Here is a 22635-nt window from a genome sequence, read left to right on the forward strand (position 1 = left end):
ACGCGTGTGAAAGGAATCCCCGTTTCGTGACCGAGACCTTGCCGCCCGTGCCGCCGGACAACGACCGCGTAGAGCCGGTCGACATCCAGCATGAGATGCAGCGCTCCTACATCGACTACGCGATGAGCGTGATCGTGTCCCGAGCGCTGCCGGACGTCCGTGACGGCCTCAAGCCCGTCCACCGCCGCGTCCTCTACTCGATGTACGACACCGGCCTCCGGCCCGAGCGCAGCCACGTCAAGTGCTCGCGCATCGTCGGTGACGTCATGGGTAACTACCACCCCCACGGCGACTCCGCGATCTACGACGCGCTCGTCCGGCTCGCCCAGCCGTGGTCGATGCGGTACCCGCTGATCGACGGCCAGGGCAACTTCGGCTCGCCGGGCAACGACCCGCAGGCCGCCATGCGGTACACCGAAGCCCGCATGACGCCGCTCGCGATGGCGATGCTGCAGGACATCACCGAGGAGACCGTCGACTTCTCGGACAACTACGACGGCAAGACGCAGGAACCGGACGTCCTCCCGTCGCGCATCCCGAACCTGCTCGTCAACGGCAGCAACGGCATCGCGGTCGGCATGGCGACCAACATCCCGCCGCACAACCTGCGCGAGGTCGCGTCCGGTGTCGTGTGGGCGCTGGAGAACTGGGACGCCTCGGACGACGAGACCCTGGCCGCGATGATGATGCGGATCAAGGGCCCGGACTTCCCGACCCGCGCCCTGATCCTCGGCACGCAGGGCATCGAGGACGCCTACCGCACTGGCCGCGGCTCGGTCCGGATGCGTGCGGTCGTCGAGGTCGACGAGGACGCCAAGGGCCGCACGATCCTCATCGTCACCGAGTTGCCGTACCAGGTGAACCCGGACAACCTGATCGAGAACATCGCGAACCTGGTCCGCGACGGCAAGATCGGTGGCATCGCCAACGTCGACGACGAGTCGTCGAAGCGGGCAGGCATGCGGATCGTGATCACGCTCAAGCGGGACGCGGTCGCCAAGGTCGTGCTGAACAACCTGTACAAGCACACCCAGCTGCAGCACAACTTCGGCGTGAACATGCTGTCGCTGGTCGACGGCGTGCCGCGCACGCTGCGCCTCGACCAGATGATCCGGCACTACGTGCGGCACCAGGTCGAGGTCATCGTCCGGCGCACCCGCTACCGGCTGCGCAAGGCGGAGGAGCGGGCCCACATCCTGCGTGGTCTGGTCAAGGCGCTCGACGCGCTCGACGAGGTCATCGCGCTGATCCGCCGCTCGCCGACCGTCGACGTGGCCCGGTCCGGCCTGATCGACCTGCTCACCATCGACGAGATCCAGGCCAACGCCATCCTCGAGATGCAGCTGCGCCGCCTCGCCGCCTTGGAGCGGCAGAAGATCATCGACGAGCTGTCGGAGATCGAGACGGTCATCGCCGACCTGCAGGACATCCTGGCCAAGCCGGAGCGGCAGCGCGCGATCGTGCGCGAAGAGCTGATGGAGATCGTCGACAAGCACGGCGACGACCGGCGCACCCAGATCATCCCGTTCGACGGCGACGTCTCGATCGAGGACCTGATCGCGGTCGAGGACGTCGTCGTCACCATCACCCGCACCGGGTACGCGAAGCGCACCAAGACCGACCTGTACCGCGCGCAGAAACGCGGCGGCAAGGGCGTCCAGGGCGCAGGCCTCAAACAGGACGACATCGTGGCGCACTTCTTCGTGTGCTCCACCCACGACTGGATCCTGTTCTTCACGAACAAGGGCCGGGTGTACCGGGCGAAGGCGTACGAGCTGCCGGAGGCCAACCGCAACGCGCGCGGCCAGCACGTCGCCAACCTGCTCGCGTTCCAGCCGGACGAGCAGATCGCGCAGATCATCGAGATCAAGGACTACCAGGTCGCGCCGTACCTGGTGCTCGCGACCAAGAACGGTCTCGTGAAGAAGAGCCGGCTGTCCGACTTCGACTCGAACCGCGCTGGTGGCCTCATCGGCATCAACCTCCGCGAGGACGACGAACTGGTCGGCGCCGTGCTGTGTGCCGCCGAGGACGACTTGCTCCTCGTGTCCGCGGGCGCCCAGTCCATCCGGTTCCACGCGAGCGACGAGGCGATGCGCCCGATGGGCCGCGCCACGTCCGGCGTGCTCGGCATGCGGTTCAAGGACGGGGACGAGCTGCTCACCCTCGGCGTGGTCCGCGCGGACACGTTCCTGCTGGTCGCGACCAACGGCGGCTACGCGAAGCGCACCCCGATCGAGGACTACCCGGTTCAGGGACGGGGTGGCAAGGGCGTGCTCACCGTTCAATATGACAGCAAGCGTGGCAGGCTGGTGGGTGCGCTCATCGTCGACGAGGACGACGAGGTGTTCGCGATCACTTCCGCGGGCGGGGTCATCAGGACCTCGGCCAGGGAGGTCCGCAAGGCAGGCAGGCAGACGAAGGGGGTGCGCCTCATGAATCTCGGGGAGGGCACGACCCTGGTCGCGATCGCCCGCAGCGCCGAGGACACGAGCGAGAACGGCATCGAGACCGCTGCCGGTGTCGACGCCGAGGTGATCGACGGGGTGATCGACGGGGTGACCGACGAATCACCGGCGGAGAGCAACGCCGATGCGGATCAAGGCGTCATCACCAGTACACCCGAGGACTCGGACGACGAGCCGCCGACCGAGTCGTGACAAGCCGCGAGACACGTAGGGGACCCGCGTGACACCACCCGACAAGCCCGGACGCACCGGCCAGGGAGCGGAGGCGGAGCACACCTCCGCCGTCGCGACGAGCGGCCAGGCCCAGCAGGTCGACCAGGCCGGTGGGAACCACGACGGCCGAGCTGATGGCAGCACTGACGGCAGGACTGACGGCAGGACTGACGGCAATGGCAACGCGTCGGCCACCGCACAGGTGGCCGGCGCGGAGGACCTCGAGCTCAGCCACGGCACCCCACCGCCGTGGCAGCGCGTCACCACCGACACGCAGGCGACGGCACCCCACCAGCAGCCTGCCCGCCCGGCCGACCCGCCGGGGGAGAAGACGGTGCAGGTCGAACGCCCGGTGGTCACCGGCTCCGCCGCCAACCGCCTGTTCGGCAGCGGTGTGGACTCGCCGACCATCGGCGTCCCGCAGTCGTTGCCGATCACGCCGGGCACCCCGCCCGGCGGCATCCCGTCGGCCGCCCGCACGACCGTGCACCTGGACAGCGGCAATCCGTCCACCGGCCCGCTGCGTGCCGTGGGTACCAGCGCGGCCGCCCCGAGCGCACTGCGCAGGCCGGGTCGCGGCCCCCGCCGGGCCAACCTGCAGATCAAGCGCTTCGACCCGTGGTCGGTGCTCAAGCTGTCGCTCGTGCTCGGTGTCGCACTGTTCTTCGTGTGGCTCGTCGCGGTCGGCATCCTGTACGCCGTCCTGGACGGCATGGGCGTGTGGGACAACCTGAACGGCATCTCCGACGAGCTGCTGCAGGGCTCCAACGAGACGGGCACCCCGCTCATCAGCGCGGGCCGCGTGTTCGGCGTCGCCGCCATCATCGGCGCCGTCAACATCGTGCTGTTCAGCGCCCTGTCCACAGTGGGCGCGTTCATCTACAACGTGTCGGCTGACCTGGCCGGAGGCCTGGAGGTCACCCTCGCCGAGCGAGAGTGATACCGGTTTGAGAGCCCCGAATCCGGTCCTGTAAAGTTCCACTCGCACCAGGGGCCTATAGCTCAGGCGGTTAGAGCACTTCGCTGATAACGAAGGGGTCGGAGGTTCAAGTCCTCCTAGGCCCACGGTACGGACTCTGGACGACTCAGCTCGGCAGCCAACTGCCTCGCCGGGTCGTCCGTTTCATTTGGGGGCCGAGCCCTCAAACCCCACGGTGCGGTCGGTTACTGACCCAGCGTGGTCGTGCTCCGGTCTCGGACATCGGGCTTGTCCGCCTTCCGGCTCCTCCCCTCCTCGGGTGAGGTGGTTGTGGCAGACTTGTGGGGCCCCGGCCGCGGGGATCGCAGGGGTCGTGGTTGGGCTAGATCTTGTTTTGCCGAAGGAGGCAACGAAAGTGAAGAAGCTTTTCGCTCTGGTGGCTGTCGCTGGCACCGTGCTCTTCGTGGTGCGCCGGAACAAGTCGGCCAAGGCGCAGAACGACCTCTGGCGCGAGGCCACCGCCCCCGCGGGCAAGAAGGCCTGAGCCACCTTTCAGTCTTACGTGCGCGGGCCTCGGCCCGACGCACGTCCGGGGACGTAGCTCAATTGGCAGAGCACTGCCTTTGCAAGGCAGGGGTTAGGGGTTCGATTCCCCTCGTCTCCACGAAGACCACCTAGGGCAAGAGACCCTGGGTCAGCTGGGCTGTCCCTCTCCCGGCTGTGCCGTTCGCGTCAGCTCGCTTGTTCGAGGCGCTGTTCCACGTGGAACACAAGAGCGCCAGCGCCCACCATGTGCTGCGGCTTCTGAACCCTTCTCGTCTTTCCCGCGTGTCACTGGTTGTCAAACGGGGACGGGAGTCATGATGGTCGCGCAGGCACGGTGGGCGTTGTGGACGTTCGTCGCCGTCAACATCCTGATCGTCGAGGTGCTGTTCTTCACCGCGGGTGCGGGCAAGAACAGCGTGCTCACGGTCGCCAAGTTCTTCGGGTTGCACGCGGCGCTGCTGCTGCTCTTCCAACTGCTGCTCATCGCCAGGCTGCCGTGGCTCGACCGGCGCATCGGCATGGACCGGCTCACCGTGTGGCACCGCTGGGTCGGGTTCGGTCTCTTCTGGACGATCCTGACCCACGCGTTCATCGTCGTGCTCGGGTACGCCGTGCTCGACGACGCGACCATGGCCAGGACGTTCCTCGCACTGGCCGGGGTGCCCGCGTCGCTGCTCGGCATGTGCGCGGCCCTGCTCGTCGTCGTGACCGCGGCGGTGTCCCTGCGGCCGGTGCGTCGGCGGTTGCGGTACGAGACCTGGCACGCGCTGCACATGCTGGTCTACCTGGTGCTCGCGCTCGCCTTCGTCCACCAGCTGCTCGAGACGACCACGTTCACGTCGTCGGCGCTCGCCTTCGCCTACTGGTGGGTGCTGTGGATCTTCGCCGTCGGTGCGCTGCTGGCGGGGCGGGTCGTCCTGCCGCTGCTGCGCAACGCCCGGCACCAGTTCCGGGTCGAGGCGGTCGTGCCCGAGTCGGACAACGTGGTGTCCGTGTACGTCACCGGGCGGCAGCTCGACCGGCTCCCCGCGCGGGCCGGGCAGTTCTTCGTGTGGCGGTTCCCCGGACACCACTCGTGGTGGCGGGCCAACCCGTTCTCACTGTCGGCGGCGCCGCGCGGGCATTCGCTCCGGCTCACCGCCAAGGCCGTCGGCGACACCAGTGCCGGGCTGCGAAGCCTTCCGGTCGGCAGCAAGGTGTTCCTCGAAGGTCCCTACGGCGCGTTCACCTCGGCGCACCGGGCCTGTCGCGGCGTGCTGCTGATCGCCGGTGGTGTCGGCATCACGCCCATCCGCGCGCTCCTCGAGGACGTGACCGGGGACGTGGTCGTGCTGTACCGGGTGCGTGACGAGCGGGACGCGGTGCTGCTCGGTGAGGTGCGGTCGCTCGTCGCTTCGCGGGGCGGCAGGCTGCACCTGCTCACCGGCCGCACGGCTGACGGAGCCCGGCCGTTCACCCCGGACGGGCTCCGCACGCTGGTACCGGACGTGACCGGCCGCGACGTCTACGTCTGCGGGCCGACCGCCATGACCTCGGCCGTGCTCGCGAGCCTCAAGACGCTCGGGGTGCCGGAGCGGCAGGTGCACTCCGAACGTTTCGCGCTGGCGTAGCTCCCGGTCCCGATGGGCACGCTGTGCAATCAGTCGTGTGTCGTCAGTGACGCCTCGAACCGCGCACGGTAGGCCGCCGCCGACGGCAGCGACTCGAAACCGAACAACACCGTCGTCACCGGCACGTCCACCACCGCGCGCACCGCAGCCGCCGGGACCGGCCCCATGCCGCCGCACAGCTCGATCCGCGTCGCGCCTTCCTCGGCCAGCCTGGCAGCGAGCGCGGGCACCTCGTCGGTCGACGGCACCGCGATCACCGTGGTCGAGCCGAACCGCCAGCGGTGCTTCTCCTGGTCGGCCGCCGGGTCCTCGAACAGCACCACCGGCGACGGCGACGGGCCGACGTCCCCGGGGAAGCCCACCGGCACCCCTGGCGCCGCATCGACAAGGGCCGCGACGACGGCTGCGGCAGCGTCCAATCCCAGGCCGCCGTACAGCTCGACCAGGTCCCACTCGCTGGCCGCCGCGACCGCCGCACCCTCTTCCGCCGACGTCACCGGCACGATCGTCGTCGACGACAGGTCGTCCGCGTGGACGACGCGTTCCGCGGGTTCGGACACCAGCACCAGGAACAGGTTCCGGAACATCGCAACTCCCTTGGCATCGAACTGTTCAACACCAAGCTGGCACAGCCGATCCTCCGCGTGCACTGCTCCACCCGTTCGAGAACCGATGTGGTTGACTCCACGGCCTATGAAACGCGTCCTCCTGCTCGGTCCCCTGCTGCTGGTCGCACTCGCCGCGTGTGCTCAGGAAGAGACCGACGACCCGACCGTGGCCACGAACACCCCGCCCGCGTCGACGACGAGCGTCCCGCAGGCCGCGCTCCCGCCGGAACCGCAGCCGACCGCCGACGGGCCGTGCCCGTACCTGGACGAGGCCCTCGTCGAGGAGACCAACGGGCAGCGCGTGTCCAAGGTGCAGACCTCGGCCGACGAGCCGCCCGCGTGCTTCTTCTACCGCCCGGACGGCGGCGTGCAGCTGACCGTGCGCGTCTACACCGGGGAGGCGCCGGTCGCCCAGGCACTGGTGGACGCCTCGACACCGGTCGCGAGCTCGAACCCGGCGGAGCTGTCCGGTGGCTGGCAGGGCGGCGCTGAGGCGACCGAGTCCGGCGCCGTGTACGCGGTCGCCAAGGAAGCCACCGCGGTCGTCGTCTCCACCAACCAGGGGCAGACCATCAAGGCCAAGCAGATCGCGCAGGAGACGATCACCGCACTCGGCCTCTAGACACACCGAAGGGCCCGCCGGCACGTGACCGGCGGGCCCTTCGGCTGTCACCACTAGTTCTTCGCGGACGACTTCTGTGTCTGACCGTTCAGCTGCCCGTTGGCGGCAGCGTCCGGCTTCTGCGTCTCCGGCTCGGCCGGTGCGTCCCGACGCGGCTCCGGCACGGCTTCCTGCCGCTCCGCGGCCTTGCTCCTGACCACGTACGCGATGCCACCCGCGATGATCGCGAACAGCACCACCTTCGGCCACCGCCGCTTGGGCTTCGGCTCGTTGGCGAGCGCCTCCGCCGCACGCGACCGCAGCGCCTTCGCCTCGGTCTTGAACTGGGCCTTCAGCGCCTTGGCGTCCGCCTTCGCCTGCTTGGCCGACTTGCGGGCGCGCTTCGACGTCTTGCTCCTGGCGGCGTCCTTGCGTGCCTGCTTGGCGGCCTTGGCCAGGTCCTTGCGGGTCTGCTTGGCCGTCTTGCCGAGCTTCTTGCGTGCACGACGGGTGGTCTTCGCGACCTCCTGGCGTGCGACCTCGGCGCCTTCTGCGATTGCCTCCGCGACCTGGCGTGGCGCGAAGCCCCGTTCGGTCAGCTTGCGGTCGGCGGCCTGCGCGGCCCGGGACGTGGCCTCCGCACCGGCGACACCGGCACGTTTCGCGTTGTGGCGCGCCGAGCGCCAGCCGGAGCCGACGGCCTTGCCGACCGTCTCTCCGGCCCGGGTCATGGCCTTCGTATCGCTCATAGTCTGCTCCAGGGTGGCTTGTCGGACACCTACCATCCTGCCCCTTCCGGACCGATCCTGCTTGTGGATGGCACGATGGCCGGGTGGCAGACAGCAACGAGTCCCTTGTCGGGGTGAAGGTATCGGCAACCCTTCACACTTCGAAGGGCGATATCCGGATCAACCTTTTCCCTGATCACGCCCCCAAAACCGTGTCGAACTTCGTCGGCCTGGCGGAGGGCACCAAGGAGTACGCCCCCCGCAACGCCAAGGGCGAGACTTCCGGTCCGTTCTACGACGGCATGATCTTCCACCGTGTCATCGACGGCTTCATGATCCAGACCGGTGACCCGACCGGCACCGGCCGCGGTGGCCCCGGCTACGAGTTCCAGGACGAGTTCACCCCGGAGCTCCAGTTCAACAAGCCCTACCTGCTCGGCATGGCCAACCCCGGCCGCCGGGACGCGAACGGCTCGCAGTTCTTCATCACCGTGGGCCCGACGACGTGGCTGAACTTCAAGCACACGATCTTCGGTGAGGTCGCGGACCAGGAGTCGCGCAACGTCGTCGACACGATCGCGACGACGAAGACCGCGCCGCCGGCTGACAAGCCGATCGAGGACATCGTCGTGGAGCGGGTCAGCGTCGAACGTGAGGGCTGAGTGTCCGTCAACAGGCAGCAGGACCTGCCAGCCTGCGTGAGACATCCGGACCGGCCGACCGGGCTGCGCTGCGTGCGGTGCGAACGGCCGGCCTGTCCGGACTGCCTGCGTGAGGCGTCCGTCGGCTACCAGTGCGTCGACTGCGTGGCCGAGGGCAACAAGTCGGTCCGCCCCGCCAGGAACACCGGCGGTGCGCGGACCAGGAGCAGCGCGCGGTCGCTGGTCGTCGTGCCGGTGCTCATCGGGCTGAACGTGCTGATCTTCGCGATCACCGCGGTGCAGGCCGGGAGCATCACCCAGAACCAGCGGTCCGAGCTGTTCGTGCAGGGCACGCTGATCCCCAGCACGGTCGCGGCCGGCGACTTCTGGCGCCTGCTGACCTCCGGGTTCTTGCACTTCGGCAACTACGGTGGCTACGGGCCGGTCCACCTGGTCTTCAACATGTTCGCCCTGTACGTGATCGGGCGGGACCTCGAGGTGGCGCTGGGCAAGGTCCGGTTCCTGGTTGTCTACCTGCTCGCGCTGCTGGGCGGGTCGACGGCGGTCATGCTGTTCGGTGACCCGCTGGGCAGTGTGGCCGGTGCGTCCGGTGCGATCTACGGCCTGTTCGGCGGCATCGCCGTCGTGGTGTTCCGCGCGAAGCTGAACCCCACGCCGGTGTTGATGCTGCTGGGCGTCAACATCTTCCTGAGCGTCGCCCTGCCGGGCATCTCCCTGCTCGGCCACCTTGGCGGGCTCGTCGTCGGCGCGCTGGCGACGGCCGCGCTGGTGTACGCGCCGCGGCAGAACCTCGTCCGGTTCCAGACGATCGCGGTGGCGGCGATCGCCGTGCTGATCGTGGCCATGCTGGTGACGAGCGCGGCCACCATGGACATGAGCTGCGAGGTCACGTCGAGCGAGCTGTTGAGCTGCTTCCAGACCTAGGTCCGGAGTGCCAGCAGCTCCCCGACGACGTCCTCGGGGTCGGCGCCGAGATCCAGCCTGCCCAGCACCACCAGGGCGGGCGGCTCGGCGTTCTCGGCGTCGACCTCCACGGTGGCGGTGTCGCGGCCGAGGCGACGCGTGCGGACCAGCCGCACGTTCACCTCGGCCCACGTCCACTGCCGGGTGCCGGTCAGCCCGCGGATCGTGATCCCGTCCTGGTCGGCGGCCAGCCGGGGCCGGGCGACGGAGGTGTACACCCCCGCGAAGGCCAGGAGCAGCGCGACCGCCCCGAGCAACACCCGACCGGGTGGGTCATGGGTGAACGCCGCCACCGCTCCGGCCGTCACGGCCAGAGCCCAGGCCAGAACCACGACCGAGGGCTGCGGAGCCCACGTTTTCGCTGGTGGCGGGGCCACGGGCGACCTCACGTTCCGAATCTGCGAACGCGGCAACCGGAGTTATCCACAGCAGTTGTCCACACTGGGGATGACTTACACCCTTGTGGTTCAACTACGCTGGGCCATCCGGGTGTACCGCGGCCAACCGACGGTAGAGCGACGCGCGCTCAGCGCCACCGCATCGTCATCAGGAGCCCGCCGATCATCAGCGCGAAGCCGATCGCGAAGTTCCAGTTGCCGAGGTCGGCCATGAAGGGGATGCTCTCCCCTGCGATGTAGTTGACCACCAGCCACGCCAGGCCGAGCACCATCACGCCGAGCATCACCGCGACGTAGATCGGGTGGGACGGACCCGCGGATTTCACCTTCACCGGGGTACGGCGATCGGTGGGTGGCGTGTAGACCGCCTTCTTGCGGACCTTGGACTTGGGCATCGGAGTCCTCACTGGCGTGTAACTTTGGGCGCGACAGTGTCGTGCCTGAACCCCACGCGCGCCTCATGCGTAGGAACCGGCACGAACACCACTCTGCAACACGTTAACGTAGCCGAGGGCTCGGCGAACTAACAGGCGAACCAATAGGTCGGGGACCGAGAGGAGCGCGCGTGGGCACCGTGGAGCACATCGGTCGCGGCGCGGGTCGCATCTCAGGCGATCTGGGTGACCTGATCCCGTCTCCGCGACCCCGTGCGCGGCCGCCCGCGCCGTCGAAAGACCCGGTCCGCACCGCCGTGCGGACCTTCGGCGAGGTCCTGATCACGCTGGGCATCGTCGTGCTGCTGTTCGTGGTCTACGAGGTCTACTGGACCGACGTGATCTCCGCGGGCAAGCAGAAGGACGCGACGACCGCGCTCGACGACAAGTGGCAGCAGGAGCGTGAGGAGCACTTCACCGGCCTCGGCGAGGGCGACGGCTTCGCGAAGATGTACATCCCCGCGTTCGGCGCCGACTACCACTTCACGATCGTCGAGGGCACCACGGCGGCGAGCCTGGAGATCGGCCCCGGCCACTACACCCAGACCGCGTACCCGGGCCAGAGCGGCAACTTCGCGGTCGCCGGGCACCGGGTCGGCAAGGGCGCGCCGTTCAACGACATCAACCTCATCAACTCCTGCGACGCGATCGTCGTGGAGACGGCCGACAACTGGTTCGTCTACCGCGCGCTGCCGAAGGAGGAGGAGAAGGCGGGCTGGGCCGAGGGGCGGGGCTCTGAGGCGCAGTGCAAGGGCGTCTCGGTGCTCGGCGGCCCGTACGAGAACGTGATCGGGCAGCAGATCGTGCCGCCGACCGACGGCTCCGTCATCGCGCCGGTGCCGGGCTCGGACGTGGTGCCGAGCGCGGGCGAGCAGGCGGCGCTGATGACGCTCACGACGTGCCACCCCCGCTTCTCCGACAAGGAGCGCCTGATCGTGCACGCGGTGCTGGTCAAGCAGTGGCAGAAGGATCCGGGCAAGCAGGGCTGGACGCCGCCGGAGATGAAGGAGACCGCCTGATGTACGGGTGGATCTGGAACCACCTGCCGGGGCCCTTCGCCGTGCGGCTGGTGCTCGCGCTGGCACTGGTGGCCGGCGCGGTTTCGCTGCTGATGTTCGTGGTGTTCCCATGGGCGGAGCCGCTGCTGCCGTTCAACAACGTCACGACCGAGCAGTGAGCGCGCGGCCGCCGAGTCCGACCGCGAACACGGCGAGCCCCACCAGCACGGAGCCGAGCGGCAGCGTGGCCGCGAGCAGCAGGCAGCCCGCGAGCCCGATGACGTTGAGCGCCTTCGGCCACCGCCGGTCGGCGCCGGTCTGGGTGGCGGCCGACAGGTTGGCGATCGCGTAGTAGACCAGCACGCCGAACGACGAGAAGCCGATCACGGCGCGGAGATCGGTCGTCAGCACCAGGACGCACACGAGCACGCCGACGACCAGTTCGGCCCGGTGCGGCACGGCGAAGCGCGGGTGCACTGCCGCGAGCCAGTGGGGCAGGTCGCGCTCACGAGCCATGGCGAGCGTGGTGCGCCCGACACCCGCGATCAACGCGAGCAGTGCACCGAGACTGGCCGCCGCGGCGCCCACCGTGACCACGGCGGTCCACTGTGGAACGGCCGCGGCGAGCGGGGCGTCCTCCTGCGCGATCCGTTGCGCCCCAAGGGTGTGCAGGAGGGTGAGACCGACCGCGAGGTAGACGAGCAAGGCGCCCGCGAGCGCGGCGAGGATCGCGCGGGGGATGGTCTTCCTCGGCTCACGCACCTCCTCGCCGAGTGTCGCGATGCGCGCGTACCCGGCGAACGCGAAGAAGAGCAAACCGGCCGCCTGCAACACATCCAGCGGCCCGGGCGGGTCCGCCGCGGGCCCGGTGGCTCGCGGTCCATCCACAAGCGACAGTGCGATCACGCCGCACAGAACCACAAGCACGACGACGAGCAGCACTTTGGTGACGAGAGCGGTACGCGTGATCCCGCGGAGGTTCACCACGACGAGCAGCACGACAGCGGCGACCGCCACCGGCTTGGCCGCTCCCGGCGCGACATACGTCGCGAACGTGAGCGCCATGGCCGCACAGCTGGCGGTCTTCCCGACGACGAAGCCCCACCCGGCGGTGAACCCCCACCAGGGCCCGAGCCGCTCCCGGCCGTAGACGTAGGTGCCTCCGGAGGACGGGTAGGCGGCCGCGAGCTGAGCCGAGGCCACCGCGTTGCAGTAGGCGACGAACCCGGCGATGAGGATCGCCGCGGGCAACCAGCCCCCGGCACTGGCCGCGGCGGGGGTGAACACGGCGAACACCCCGGCGCCGAGCATGGACCCGAGCCCGATGGCGGTCGCGTCGAGCGTGCCGAGGCGACGGGCCAGGTCGGTCATGGAGGGCTCCCGGGGCAGTATCGTCTGGGGTATGCGCGTGCTGGTGGTCGACAACTACGACAGCTTCGTCTACAACCTGGTCCAGTATCTGGCCCAGCTGGGAACGGAGTGTGTCGTCCTGCGCAACGACGCTCCCGAGCTGGTGTCGTCGGTGGTCGACGACGTGGACGCCGTGTTGCTGAGCCCAGGACCCAGCACGCCGGAGCGCGCCGGGGCGAGCATCGATGTCGTGCGCTGGTGCGCCGCCGCGGGCCGGCCGTTGCTGGGGGTGTGCCTCGGTCACCAGGCGATCGGGGTCGCCTACGGCGGGACGGTCGACCGGGCGCCGGAGCTGTTGCACGGCAAGACGAGCCGGGTGCAGCACAAGGGCGTCGGCGTGCTGGCCGGGCTGCCGGATCCGTTCACGGCCACCCGGTACCACTCGTTGACCGTGCTGCCCGAAACGGTGCCCGCCGAGTTCGAGGTGACCGGGGAGACGGATTCCGGGGTGGTGATGGCCATGCGGCACCGGTCGCTGCCCATCGAGGGCGTGCAGTTCCATCCCGAGTCCGTGTTGACCGAGGGCGGGCACCGGATGCTGGCCAACTGGCTTCGGATCGCCGGGTTCGAGGTGCGCGAGGAGCGGGTGCGGGAACTGGAGAACGCCATGCGAAACCTGGCTGAGGCCGCTCGCGCGTAGTCACTCCGAGCGCGGCACCTGCGGCGACCCGCCATGCACGGCGGCGCTCGCCAGCGTCTGACCGATCGCCGGTGCGTGCTTGAACAGGTGCGCGCCCCAGACCACCGTCACCGGGCCCGTGGTCGAGACGTGGACGCCGTCCCTCAGGACGGTCGGGGTGTCGCAGTAGACCTCTTCGACGATCTCGTCGTCGACGCCTACCAGCGTGTCGTGGATGTAGGTCAGCGCGAGCTCGCGGGAGTGGTCGATCACCTCGGCGCGGCCGCGTTCCCAGAACTCCAGCTCTGTCGGCAGGTGCAGCCCCACCGTCCACAGGCCAGGGCCCGCCATGTGCTGGTAGCTCGTCACGCCGTCGCGCCAGGACTGGGTGTCGTCGATCCAGCACGGGGGTGTCACGTCCGGGTCCTTCAGCCGGAACGTGAACCGCACGTGGTGGGACAGCTGGCTCGGCAGGTACAGGTCCACCTGTGCCGCCAGGTCGACCGAGCCGCGGCCCGCCGCCACGACCACGTGGTCGACCTCGTGCACACCGTTCGAACCGTGCAGCTCCACCCAGTCCTCGTGGGGTTCTATGCGGTGGATGTGTTCCCGGCGGATGCGGTTGCCGATCGCGGCACGGAGGAACCTGCCGGTCGCCGGGGCGTCGATCACGCCGCCCGCCGGGTCGATCAGTGCCGGGCCCGGCAGTGCCTCCACCGGCAGGCCCAGTTCGGCCGTGTCCAGGTCGTCCTCGTCGACGAAGGTGTGGTCGGCGCCCGCGTCTTCCATCGCGTCGGCCCATTCCTCGGCGATCGGGCCGGTCACGACCACGGTCTGCTGGCCAAGCAGGCGGTTGCCCGCCCGGTGCGTCCAGTCCGCCCACAGACCCGCGGCCGCCGCCGCGTACGCGACCAGGCCCGGGTCGCCGTGGGCCAGGCGGAAGATCCGGGAGCTGCCCGCCGACCTGGCGGCCATCGGGGCACCCGTCTCGTACACGACCACCTCGGAGCCGTGCCGCAGGAGCGCGTACGCCGTCGACAGGCCGACTACGCCAGCCCCGACGACGGCGGTACGCATCTGCATGAGCCGGTCAGCGTCCTCCGCCGATTCCTGGCTTGCCGACGATGATGCCCACGTCCTGGTCCTTGTCGATCTGCGAGCCCGCGCCCTGTTCCTGATCGAGGATCCGGTCGAACTCGGCCGGGTTCTGGGTGTCGGTCTCCTCGGTGTCGAAGCTGCCGGTCCAGCCCTGCTGCCGCAGAAGCTGTTCCGCGTCCTGCTCCGTCAACCCGATCAGGCTCGGCATCGAGATCTTGTCGTTCTGCTGGTCACCCTTCGACACGACCAGCGTGATCTCGGTGCCCGGCTCGTGCTCGCCGCCCTTCGGGTTCTGGTCGATCACCTGGTTGGCGGGCTTGTCGGACGACTGCTCCTCGCGCTTCACGGTGAACCCGAGGCTCTCGAGGTTGCCCTTGGCGGTTTCGAAGTCCTGGCCGATCAGGTTCGGGACCGAGGACTGCTCCTTGGCCTTGCCGATCGTGATCTTGACGGGCGCGTTCTGCGCGGCCTGGGTGCCGCTCGGCGGGTCCTGTGCGACGACCTTGCCGACCAGCGACTCGTCGTCGACCTCTTCCTCGGTGGTCGTCGGGTCGAGGGTCAGGCCGGCCTTCTCCAGCTCGGCGCGGGCCTCGTCCGGCGTCTTGCCGCTCAGCTCCGGGACCGTCTTCTTCGGCGCCTCCCGGCCGACGCGCAGCACGACCACCGACGACTTGCTCACCTTCGTGCCCGGCGCGGGGTTGGTCTCCACCACCTTGCCGATGGAGTCCGGCCCGCACTGGCCCGGTTCGCTCGTCGGCGTCGGCTGGCAGAAGACCTCGTCGATCCGCACCTCGAAGCCGCGGCCCTGGAGCTCCTCGCGGGCGTCGATCTCCGTCTGGCTGACCACGTCCGGCACCGTCACCTGCTCGGACGCCGGCTCGTCGCCGAACGCCGTGCTCATCAGCCAGATCAGCACCGCGATCAACGCCACGCCGAGCACGGTGAGGAGCGCGATCAGCCAGCCCTTGCGGCGCTTGCGCCTGCGCTCCTCCTCGTCGTCCTCGTACGGGTCGTAGTCGTCGGGGTCCTCGGCGAGCGCCGCGGGCCGGTGCCTGCCGCGCTGCGGCGGCATCGCGGTGGTCCTGCCCTGCGACAGGATCGTGGTGCGGTCCTCGTCGGTCATCACCATCGGTGCGAGCGGTCGCTGTCCGGACAGCACGCGGACCAGGTCGGTGCGCATCTCGGCGGCCGACTGGTAGCGGTTCGGCGCGCCCTTCGCCATCGCCTTCAGCACGATCGCGTCCAGCGCCGGGTTGACCCTCGGGTTCAGCGCCGACGGCGGCTTCGGGTCCTCCCGCACGTGCTGGTAGGCGACCGCGACCGGCGAGTCACCGGTGAACGGCGGCTCACCCGTGAGCAGCTCGAACAGCACGCAGCCCGCCGCGTACACGTCGCTTCGCGCGTCGACCTGCTCGCCGCGGGCCTGCTCGGGGGACAGGTACTGGGCGGTGCCTATCACGGCGGCCGTCTGCGTGACCGCGGCCTGGCCGTCGTGGATGGCGCGGGCGATGCCGAAGTCCATCACCTTGACCGCACCGGTCTTGGTGATCATGACGTTGGCCGGCTTGACGTCGCGGTGGATGATGCCGTGGCGGTGTGAGAAGTCCAGTGCGGCGGAGACGTCGGCCATGATCTCCATGGCGCGCTGACCGGGGAGGGGGCCCTCGGTCTTCACGATGTCGCGCAGCGTCCGCCCGTCCACGTACTCCATGACGATGTACGGGAGGGGGCCGTGCTCGGTCCTGGTCTCGCCCGTGTCGTACACGGCCACGATCGCCGGGTGGTTCAGGGCGGCCGCGTTCTGGGCCTCGCGCCGGAACCGCTCCTGGAACTGCGGGTCGCGAGCGAGGTCCTGACGCAGCACCTTCACCGCGACATCACGCCCGAGACGGACGTCGCGACCCTTGTGCACCTCGGACATGCCGCCGTAACCGAGCGTGTCGCCCAGTTCGTAGCGGTTCGAGAGCAGTCTCGGTGTGGTCATCGGTCTTTCGTCTCGATCCTCGTCGGGTGTGCGCCGCTCGCGCCCATGATGCCTGTCCGGTTCCGGTGAACGCCGTGAGTCATCGCGGCGGTTCCTCATCTTCCTCGCAGCGCACTGATACTTCGGTCTCCACCGGCATCCGCCCTTCCGGCGCGACCTCGGTCACCGTGCACCGGCTCATGTCGTCTGGCGGTTCCCCGAACTGGTTCGTCACCGTCGGGACCAAGCCGGCTTTCTCCAGGGTGTCGGAGGCGAAGGCGGCCGTGCGGCCGACGAACAAACCCTCGTCGACCTCCACGTACTTGTTCTTCGTCGGGATGCCGGTCATCGGCGGGTTGCCTGGTGCCTCTTCGCCGCTGTCCTCGTCTTCGTTGACAGGATTCTCGTCGTTGCCCGCCGGCGCCGAGGTGCTCTCCGGCGTCGATCTGCCGTCGGTGTCCCGGTCGGCGCCGAGCAACGATGCCACGCCGAGCACGGCGAGCACCAGAAGTACCACACCGAGGACGATGAGCAGAGCCCAGAGTCCGACCTTCCCGCGCCGCGGCGGCCGCGGAGGGGGCCCCATGGGGAAGGACCCCGTGCCCGCCGTCGCGTGCGGCGCGCTGGGCGGCCCGATCGGAAGCATGCTGGGGTTGCTGGCACCCGGGGCGCCCACGTACTGCGCGACCCGGCCCGACGGCGCGGGCAGCGGGTGCCCGGCACGCACCGCGGCCACCGCGGCCGCGAACTCGCCACCGCTCGCGTACCGCTGCGCCGGGTCCTTCACCAGTGTTGCCTCGATCACCGCGCGGGCGTACATCGGCACGTCGGGCGGCAGCGGCGGCGGTGCGTCGCGGATGTGCATCATCGCGACCGTCACCGCGTTCTCCGACAGGAACGGCCGGTGCCCGGCGAGGCACTCGTAGCCGACCACCGCGAGCGAGTACACGTCGCTGGCCGGCGAGGCCTCGTGCCCCAAGGCCTGCTCCGGCGCGATGTAGTGGGCGGTGCCCATGACCATGCCCGACCGGGTCACCGGTGCCGCGTCGGCGGCCTTCGCGATGCCGAAGTCGGTCAGCTTCACCACGATGCGGCCGTCCGCGCCGGGGGTGACCATGATGTTGCCCGGCTTCACGTCCCGGTGGACGTAACCACGTTCGTGCGCGGCCTGCAGCGCGTTGCCGGCCTGCTCCAGGATTTCGAGCGTGTACTCCGCGGACAGCCGCCGGTCCTTGGCGAGGATCGCCGCGAGCGGGTCGCCCTCGACCAGTTCCATCACCAGGTACGCGGTGTCCTTGGGGCCGTCGACGATCGCCGCGGTCTCGCCGTAGTCGTGGACCGCGGCGATGCCGGGGTGGTTCAGCGACGCGGTCGTGCGGGCCTCGGTGCGGAAGCGGTGCAGGAACTCGGCGTCGCCGCACAGCTCCGGCTTGAGCACCTTGATGGCGACGGCCCGGTCGAGCCGCGTGTCCGCCGCTTCCCAGACCTCGCCCATGCCGCCGACGGCGATGCGGTTCGCGAGCCGGTAGCGGTCGGCCAGGAGCTGCCCTGACGTCAGCATGCTCAGCTCCCCCCGACCAGCGCTTCGATCGTCGCCCGCCCGACCGCCGCGGACAGCTTGCCGCCGGTCGCGGCGACGTCCTTGCTTTCTACCACCACGGCGACGGCGATCTGGGGGTTATCGGCAGGTGCGAACGCCACGTACCACGCGAACGGCGGGGCGTTCTTCGGGTCGACGCCGGTCTCGGCGGTGCCGGTCTTCGACGCGATGGTCAGGTCGTCGCGCTTGCCGCCACCGCCGGTGTTCTCCTCCGACTTGACCATCATGTCGCGCAGCTCGGCCGCGTCGTCGCTGGACATGGCCTCGCCGAGGGACTCCTCGTCGTAGCCGGAGATCTCGTCGAGGTCCGGCGCGAGGATCCGCTGCACGAGTTGCGGTCGCATCCGCTCGCCGCCGTTGGCGATGGACGCCGCGATCGACGCGTTCTCCAGCGCGGTCATGCGGACGTCCTTCTGACCGATGCCGGACTGGAACAGCGCCGCCCGGTCGGAGATCACCATGCACTGGTCGTCGGCGCGCGGTCCGATGCAGGAGGGCACCACCGACATCGGGATCCGCAGGTCGGTCTCACCGATGCCGAACTTCGCCGCCTGGTCCCGCAGCTTGTCCTCACCGAGCTCGTCGGCCAGCTGCGCGAACGCCGTGTTGCACGAGTTCTGCAGCGCGGACTCCAGCGAGCCGGTACCGCAGGTGCTGCGGCTGTAGTTCGCGAGACAGGTGTTCTCGTCGGTGTCGCAGTTCGTGTCGCCGTTGATCACGTTGATGCCAGCGGCGGTCGTGACCCGGCTGTCCTTGTTCTTGCCGTCCGCGAGCCCGGCGGCGGCGGTGACCAGCTTGAACGTCGAACCCGGCGCGTAGTTCTCCGAGATCGCGCGGTTCAGCATCGGCTTCTCGTCGGTCTGGTAGCTGTTCCAGGCCTGTTGCTGCTGCTCACCGTCCTGGCTCGCGAGACCGCTCGGGTCGTAGGACGGCGTGGACACCATCGCGAGGATCTGGCCGTCGTCCGGCTTGATCGCCACCACGGCGCCGGTGAAGCCGTTGGCCATCATCGCGTCGTAGGCGGCCTTCTGCACCTTCGAGTTGACCGTGGTGACGATGTTGCCGCCACGCGGGTCGCGGCCGGTGATCAGGTCGGACAGCCGCCGCACGAACAGCCGGTCGTCGGAGCCGTTGAGGATCTCGTCCTCCGCGCTCTCCAGCCCGGTCGAGCCGTAGCGCACCGAGTAGAAGCCGGTGACCGGCGCGTACAGCGGGCCGTCGAGGTAGGTCCGCTGGTACTGCAGGCGCCCGCTGGTCGACTTGACGTTGGCGATGATCTGGTCGTCGGAGGTGAGGATCTTGCCGCGCTGCCGCGCGTACTCCTCGAGCAGGACCCGCTGGTTGCGCGAGTCGGTGCGGTAGTCGTCGGCCTTCACGATCTGGATGTACGTGGCGTTGGCCAGCAGCAGCACGATCATCGCGAGCATGGCGAGGCCGACACGGCGCAGCGGGGTGTTCATTGGGGCCGCTCCACCATGACGGTATGTGCCTCCGCGATCGGCGCCTGGTTCACCGGCTTGGGCTTCTGCCCGGTCTGCGGCCGCCGGGCCGCGTCCGAGATCCGCAGCAGCAACGCGACCAGGACGTAGTTGGCGAGCAGCGACGAGCCACCCGCGGACAGGAACGGCGCGGTGATACCCGTGAGCGGGATCAGTTTGGTGACCCCGCCGACGACCACGAAGACCTGCATGATGAGCGCGAACGACAGCCCGCCGCCGAGCAGCTTGCCGAACGTGTCGCGCACGGCCACCGCGCTGCGCATGCCGCGCATCGCCAGCAGCATGTAGACCAGCAGCAACGCGGCGAGCCCGATGAACCCGAGCTCCTCGCCGATGGCCGCCGTGATGAAGTCGCTGTTCGCGAACGGCACGATGTCCGGCCGTCCCGCGCCGAGACCGGTGCCCGCGATCCCACCGGTGCCGAGCCCGAACAGCGCCTGCACGATCTGGTAGCCGCGGCCGTTCGGGTCGGCGAACGGGTCGAGCCAGGTCTCGACACGCACCTGCACGTGGCCGAACAGCTGGTAGGCGAGCAGGCAGCCGAGCGCGAACAGCGAGAGCCCGACACCGATCCAGATGGCCCGCTCGGTCGCCACGTACAACATCACGAGCACGGTGCCGAAGAACAGCAGCGACGTGCCCAGGTCCTTCTCGGCGACGAGGACCATCACCGAGACGCCCCAGCAGAACAGGATCGGCCCGAGGTCACGCGCACGCGGCAGGTCGACGCCGAGCACCCGCCTGCCCGCGGCGATGAACAGGTCACGCTTGGACACGAGGAACGCGGCGAAGAAGATCAGCAGCAGGATCTTCGCGAACTCACCGGGCTGGATCGACAGGATGCCGAGGCGCAGCCAGATCTTCGCACCGTTGATCGTCGGCGCGATCACGCTCGGCAGCACCGCGGGCAGCGCCAGCAGGAACAGCCCGACCAGACCGAACGTGTAGCCGTAGCGGGTGAGCGTGCGGTGGTCCTTGATCACGTAGAGCACCGCGAGGAACATCGCCACCGCGATCGCGGTCCACAGGATCTGCTTCGGGACCGCGTTCTCCCACTCGGACTCCGTCTGCAGCGCCGCCTCGGCCTTGGCCAGGTCGATCCGGTAGATCATGACCAGACCGATGCCGTTGAGCAGCGCGACGCACGGCAGGATCAGCGGGTCGGCGTAGGGCGCCCACTTGCGGACCGCGACGTGCGCGACGCCGAACAGGGCGAGGTAGGCGAGGCCGTACCAGACGATGCGCAACGTCAGCGACTCGTTCTGGTTGGCCTCGACGAGCATCAGCGCGGCCGTCACCAGCCCTGCCGCGAACGCCAGCATGGACAGCTCGGTGCCGCGCCGGGTCGGAGCGGTCGTGCCTTGCGCGTCGCCGGACTGCCCCGCCAGCAACCCCGCCGAGCCCGGCTGTGTCATCAGCCGCCGCCCTCACGGGGTTCGCGGCAGTTCACGCCCGGCTTGGCTTCGACCCTGGTGTCGGAGGCCTGGCCCCCGGTGGTCGTCGTGGGGGCCGCGCCCGAGGTCTGACCGGGCTGCGTCGTCGGCTGGCCGGGTGTCGGCGTGCCGGACGGCTGGCCAGCGTTGCGCTCCTGCTCCTTCATCAGCGTGTCGCACGGCGGCAGCGGGTACTTCGTGCGCAGGTCGCGGATGAACTGGCGGGCGTCGGGGACGTTGTCGAAACTCTCGGTGCCCTCGCGAACCGTGTCGCGGCCGAGCTCTTTGAGGTCGTCGACGAAGAACTTGTCGCAGGTCGGCACCGCCGGGTCGCACGATCCCTGCACCTGGCGGTTCAGGGAGATGCCGAAGATGCTGCCCCGCACCCCCTGGAAGATCGCGATCTCGCCGTCGTCCGCCTCACCGACGAAGTACTGCTTGTTCACCACGACCCACGTGGCCACACCACCGCCCGCGAGCAGCAATAACACCACGAAGACGAGTGCGAACACGCGAAAACGTCTGCGGCGCTTGGCTTTCGGGTCCGGCGGCGGTGGCGGGGGCGCCACCGGCTTCGGGATCTCACGGGGACCGGTGATCGCACTGGCCCGCGCCGCTGGTGAGTCCGCGGGCTGGCCCTGGTCCTGGCCGTTGCCCGCGGCGCCGCCCACGATCGGGGCGTCCTCACCGAAGTCGATGTCGACGACGTCCGCGACGATCACCGTCACGTTGTCCGGTCCGCCGCCCTTCAGCGCGAGCTCGATCATCCGGTCCGCGCACGCCTGCGCGTCCGGGATCTTGATCGTGTCGGCGAGGGTCTCGTGGCTGACCACACCGGAAAGGCCGTCGGAGCACAGCAGGTAGCGGTCTCCCGGCCGTGCCTCCCTGATCGTCAGGTTCGGCTCGACCTCGTGGCCGGTCAACGCCTTCAGCAGCAACGAACGCTGCGGGTGGGTCGCCGCCTCGTCCTCGGTGATGCGGCCCTCGTCGATCAGCGACTGGACGAACGTGTCGTCGTGCGTGATCTGCGCGAACTGGCCGTTGCGCTGGAGGTAGGCGCGCGAGTCGCCGATGTGGACGAGGCCGATCCGGCTGCCTGCGAACAGGATCGCGGTCAGCGTCGTGCCCATGCCGTCCAGCTCTGGGTCGCTGGCCACGAGTTCTGCGATGGCGCCGTTGCCGGCGTTGGTCGCCTCCCGGAGCTTGCCGAGGAGGTCCTCACCTGGCTCGTCGTCGTCGAGGGGGGCCAGCGCGGCGATGACGACCTTGCTGGCCACCTCACCTGCCGCGTGTCCGCCCATCCCGTCGGCGAGAGAGAGCAGGCGAGGGCCCGCGTACACGGAGTCCTGGTTGTTCGAACGCACCAGGCCCCTGTCGCTGCGGGCCGCGTAGCGAAGGACGAGGGTCATGACCGTAGCTCGATCACCGTCTTGCCGATTCGGATCGGGGCCCCGAGGGGCACCCGGAGGGGTGCCGTGACCTTAGCCCGGTCCAGGTAAGTGCCGTTCGTCGAGCCCAGATCTTCCACGTACCAGTCCGTTCCGCGCAACGAGATCCGCGCATGGCGGGTCGACGCGTAGTCGTCGTCCAGCACCAGCGTCGAGTCATCCGCGCGGCCGATCATGATCGGCCTGCCGTCCAGGGAGATGCGCGTGCCCGCGAGCGCCCCGTGCGTCACCACAAGCTGGCGGGGCGCTTTCCCCCTGGTCTTATTTGCCGCCGAACGGCGGAAACCGGGGACAGCTACCCGGATGCCGGCAGCTGCGTACAGGTCGGAACGAACCACCCGTAACGCGGCCAGCACGAACAACCAGAGCAGGGCGAGAAACCCTGCTCTGGTCAGCTGCACAACCAGCTCTGGCACC

At 69.4% G+C, this 22635-nt stretch carries 22 protein-coding genes and 2 tRNA genes; 12 read left to right on the top strand and 12 right to left on the bottom strand.

What is annotated here, in order from left to right; genetic code table 11:
- Window positions 1-26: 26 nt before the first annotated feature.
- The 6 genes from gyrA to FHR82_RS14440 all read left to right on the top strand — a co-directional run bounded on the left by gyrA (window position 27) and on the right by FHR82_RS14440 (window position 5756).
- Window positions 27-2660, top strand: coding sequence for a DNA gyrase subunit A (gene gyrA / locus FHR82_RS14420; protein WP_184810891.1), 2634 nt, complete (start codon window positions 27-29; stop codon window positions 2658-2660).
- Between the two features lie 223 nt (window positions 2661-2883).
- Window positions 2884-3621 (top strand): DUF3566 domain-containing protein, encoded by a 738-nt coding sequence (locus tag FHR82_RS45210; RefSeq protein ID WP_184811523.1) that lies wholly within the window; start codon window positions 2884-2886, stop codon window positions 3619-3621.
- Between the two features lie 51 nt (window positions 3622-3672).
- Window positions 3673-3746 (top strand) — tRNA-Ile (locus tag FHR82_RS14430).
- Window positions 3747-4015: 269 nt separating this feature from the next.
- Complete coding sequence (locus tag FHR82_RS45215) at window positions 4016-4144, top strand: DLW-39 family protein (RefSeq protein ID WP_376706407.1); 129 nt, start codon at window positions 4016-4018, stop codon at window positions 4142-4144.
- 47 nt (window positions 4145-4191) lie between these two features.
- Window positions 4192-4264: transfer RNA gene (locus tag FHR82_RS14435), tRNA-Ala, on the top strand.
- A 196-nt stretch (window positions 4265-4460) separates the two neighbouring features.
- Window positions 4461-5756 (top strand): ferredoxin reductase family protein, encoded by a 1296-nt coding sequence (locus tag FHR82_RS14440; protein WP_184810892.1) that lies wholly within the window; start codon window positions 4461-4463, stop codon window positions 5754-5756.
- 29 nt (window positions 5757-5785) lie between these two features.
- Here the strand turns inward: FHR82_RS14440 and FHR82_RS14445 are convergent, their stop codons facing one another.
- Window positions 5786-6343 (bottom strand): DUF6506 family protein, encoded by a 558-nt coding sequence (locus FHR82_RS14445; RefSeq protein ID WP_184810893.1) that lies wholly within the window; start codon window positions 6341-6343, stop codon window positions 5786-5788.
- A gap of 106 nt (window positions 6344-6449) precedes the next feature.
- On the opposite strand from FHR82_RS14445, the gene FHR82_RS14450 reads away from it, so the two are divergent.
- Window positions 6450-6986, top strand: a complete 537-nt coding sequence (locus FHR82_RS14450; RefSeq protein WP_184810894.1) for a DUF2020 domain-containing protein — start codon at window positions 6450-6452, stop codon at window positions 6984-6986.
- A 53-nt stretch (window positions 6987-7039) separates the two neighbouring features.
- Here FHR82_RS14450 and FHR82_RS14455 read toward each other — a convergent pair whose 3' ends face one another.
- Complete coding sequence (locus FHR82_RS14455) at window positions 7040-7714, bottom strand: hypothetical protein (protein WP_184810895.1); 675 nt, start codon at window positions 7712-7714, stop codon at window positions 7040-7042.
- A gap of 83 nt (window positions 7715-7797) precedes the next feature.
- Between FHR82_RS14455 and FHR82_RS14460 the strand changes: the two genes are divergently transcribed.
- Window positions 7798-8355 carry a peptidylprolyl isomerase gene (locus FHR82_RS14460; RefSeq protein WP_184810896.1) on the top strand — a complete coding sequence of 186 codons (558 nt, stop codon included), beginning with the start codon at window positions 7798-7800 and terminating at the stop codon, window positions 8353-8355.
- A 36-nt stretch (window positions 8356-8391) separates the two neighbouring features.
- Window positions 8392-9279 carry a rhomboid family intramembrane serine protease gene (locus tag FHR82_RS14465; protein ID WP_311771077.1) on the top strand — a complete coding sequence of 296 codons (888 nt, stop codon included), beginning with the start codon at window positions 8392-8394 and terminating at the stop codon, window positions 9277-9279.
- Here the strand turns inward: FHR82_RS14465 and FHR82_RS14470 are convergent.
- Both FHR82_RS14470 and crgA read right to left on the bottom strand, forming a co-directional pair.
- The gene (locus tag FHR82_RS14470; RefSeq protein ID WP_311771078.1) at window positions 9276-9626 is read right to left on the bottom strand and encodes a PH domain-containing protein; all 351 of its coding nucleotides are present in this window, start codon (window positions 9624-9626) and stop codon (window positions 9276-9278) included. The genes FHR82_RS14465 and FHR82_RS14470 overlap by 4 nt on opposite strands.
- Window positions 9627-9844: 218 nt before the next feature.
- Entirely contained in the window at window positions 9845-10111 is a 267-nt protein-coding gene (crgA, locus tag FHR82_RS14475; RefSeq protein ID WP_184810898.1) for a cell division protein CrgA, read from the bottom strand.
- Between the two features lie 170 nt (window positions 10112-10281).
- On the opposite strand from crgA, the gene FHR82_RS14480 reads away from it, so the two are divergent.
- Window positions 10282-11169, top strand: coding sequence for a class E sortase (locus tag FHR82_RS14480; protein WP_376706408.1), 888 nt, complete (start codon window positions 10282-10284; stop codon window positions 11167-11169).
- Window positions 11169-11327, top strand: a complete 159-nt coding sequence (locus FHR82_RS14485; RefSeq protein ID WP_184810899.1) for a hypothetical protein — start codon at window positions 11169-11171, stop codon at window positions 11325-11327. Before FHR82_RS14480 ends, FHR82_RS14485 begins: the two co-directional genes overlap by 1 nt.
- On the opposite strand, the gene FHR82_RS14490 is transcribed toward FHR82_RS14485, so the two are convergent.
- Window positions 11311-12519, bottom strand: coding sequence for an APC family permease (locus FHR82_RS14490; protein WP_184810900.1), 1209 nt, complete (start codon window positions 12517-12519; stop codon window positions 11311-11313). The two genes, FHR82_RS14485 and FHR82_RS14490, sit on opposite strands and share 17 nt — an antisense overlap.
- 31 nt (window positions 12520-12550) lie before the next feature.
- Here FHR82_RS14490 and FHR82_RS14495 point away from each other — a divergent pair, with 31 nt between their 5' ends.
- Window positions 12551-13198, top strand: coding sequence for an aminodeoxychorismate/anthranilate synthase component II (locus tag FHR82_RS14495; RefSeq protein ID WP_184810901.1), 648 nt, complete (start codon window positions 12551-12553; stop codon window positions 13196-13198).
- Here the strand turns inward: FHR82_RS14495 and FHR82_RS14500 are convergent, their stop codons facing one another.
- From FHR82_RS14500 to FHR82_RS14530, 7 genes are all read right to left on the bottom strand, one after another.
- The gene (locus FHR82_RS14500) at window positions 13199-14260 is read right to left on the bottom strand and encodes an NAD(P)/FAD-dependent oxidoreductase (RefSeq protein ID WP_184810902.1); all 1062 of its coding nucleotides are present in this window, start codon (window positions 14258-14260) and stop codon (window positions 13199-13201) included.
- Window positions 14261-14267: 7 nt separating this feature from the next.
- Window positions 14268-16259, bottom strand: coding sequence for a Stk1 family PASTA domain-containing Ser/Thr kinase (gene pknB / locus FHR82_RS14505; protein WP_184810903.1), 1992 nt, complete (start codon window positions 16257-16259; stop codon window positions 14268-14270).
- A gap of 79 nt (window positions 16260-16338) precedes the next feature.
- Window positions 16339-17799, bottom strand: a complete 1461-nt coding sequence (locus FHR82_RS14510) for a serine/threonine-protein kinase (RefSeq protein WP_184810904.1) — start codon at window positions 17797-17799, stop codon at window positions 16339-16341.
- 2 nt (window positions 17800-17801) lie between these two features.
- Complete coding sequence (locus FHR82_RS14515) at window positions 17802-19298, bottom strand: peptidoglycan D,D-transpeptidase FtsI family protein (RefSeq protein ID WP_184810905.1); 1497 nt, start codon at window positions 19296-19298, stop codon at window positions 17802-17804.
- Window positions 19295-20752 (bottom strand): FtsW/RodA/SpoVE family cell cycle protein, encoded by a 1458-nt coding sequence (locus tag FHR82_RS14520; RefSeq protein WP_184810906.1) that lies wholly within the window; start codon window positions 20750-20752, stop codon window positions 19295-19297. The genes FHR82_RS14515 and FHR82_RS14520 overlap by 4 nt, the downstream gene beginning before the upstream one ends.
- Window positions 20752-22179 carry a PP2C family protein-serine/threonine phosphatase gene (locus FHR82_RS14525; protein ID WP_184810907.1) on the bottom strand — a complete coding sequence of 476 codons (1428 nt, stop codon included), beginning with the start codon at window positions 22177-22179 and terminating at the stop codon, window positions 20752-20754. The genes FHR82_RS14520 and FHR82_RS14525 overlap by 1 nt, the downstream gene beginning before the upstream one ends.
- The gene (locus FHR82_RS14530; RefSeq protein ID WP_184810908.1) at window positions 22176-22634 is read right to left on the bottom strand and encodes an FHA domain-containing protein FhaB/FipA; all 459 of its coding nucleotides are present in this window, start codon (window positions 22632-22634) and stop codon (window positions 22176-22178) included. The genes FHR82_RS14525 and FHR82_RS14530 overlap by 4 nt, the downstream gene beginning before the upstream one ends.
- Window position 22635 lies beyond the last annotated feature (1 nt).

The organism is Actinophytocola algeriensis (assembly GCF_014203735.1).
Lineage (GTDB): Bacteria > Actinomycetota > Actinomycetes > Mycobacteriales > Pseudonocardiaceae > Actinophytocola > Actinophytocola algeriensis.

Bases quoted from the DNA above. Each gene is read 5' to 3' on its own strand.
- FHR82_RS14455 (WP_184810895.1), bottom strand. From the start codon at position 7,714: ATGAGCGATACGAAGGCCATGACCCGGGCCGGAGAGACGGTCGGCAAG.
- FHR82_RS14515 (WP_184810905.1), bottom strand. From the start codon at position 19,298: ATGAACACCCCGCTGCGCCGTGTCGGCCTCGCCATGCTCGCGATGATC.
- crgA (WP_184810898.1), bottom strand. From the start codon at position 10,111: ATGCCCAAGTCCAAGGTCCGCAAGAAGGCGGTCTACACGCCACCCACC.
- FHR82_RS14525 (WP_184810907.1), bottom strand. From the start codon at position 22,179: ATGACCCTCGTCCTTCGCTACGCGGCCCGCAGCGACAGGGGCCTGGTG.
- FHR82_RS14450 (WP_184810894.1), top strand. From the start codon at position 6,450: ATGAAACGCGTCCTCCTGCTCGGTCCCCTGCTGCTGGTCGCACTCGCC.
- FHR82_RS14500 (WP_184810902.1), bottom strand. From the start codon at position 14,260: ATGCAGATGCGTACCGCCGTCGTCGGGGCTGGCGTAGTCGGCCTGTCG.
- FHR82_RS14495 (WP_184810901.1), top strand. From the start codon at position 12,551: ATGCGCGTGCTGGTGGTCGACAACTACGACAGCTTCGTCTACAACCTG.
- FHR82_RS14445 (WP_184810893.1), bottom strand. From the start codon at position 6,343: ATGTTCCGGAACCTGTTCCTGGTGCTGGTGTCCGAACCCGCGGAACGC.
- FHR82_RS14485 (WP_184810899.1), top strand. From the start codon at position 11,169: ATGTACGGGTGGATCTGGAACCACCTGCCGGGGCCCTTCGCCGTGCGG.
- FHR82_RS14440 (WP_184810892.1), top strand. From the start codon at position 4,461: ATGATGGTCGCGCAGGCACGGTGGGCGTTGTGGACGTTCGTCGCCGTC.
- FHR82_RS14510 (WP_184810904.1), bottom strand. From the start codon at position 17,799: ATGCTGACGTCAGGGCAGCTCCTGGCCGACCGCTACCGGCTCGCGAAC.
- FHR82_RS14490 (WP_184810900.1), bottom strand. From the start codon at position 12,519: ATGACCGACCTGGCCCGTCGCCTCGGCACGCTCGACGCGACCGCCATC.
- pknB (WP_184810903.1), bottom strand. From the start codon at position 16,259: ATGACCACACCGAGACTGCTCTCGAACCGCTACGAACTGGGCGACACG.
- FHR82_RS14520 (WP_184810906.1), bottom strand. From the start codon at position 20,752: ATGACACAGCCGGGCTCGGCGGGGTTGCTGGCGGGGCAGTCCGGCGAC.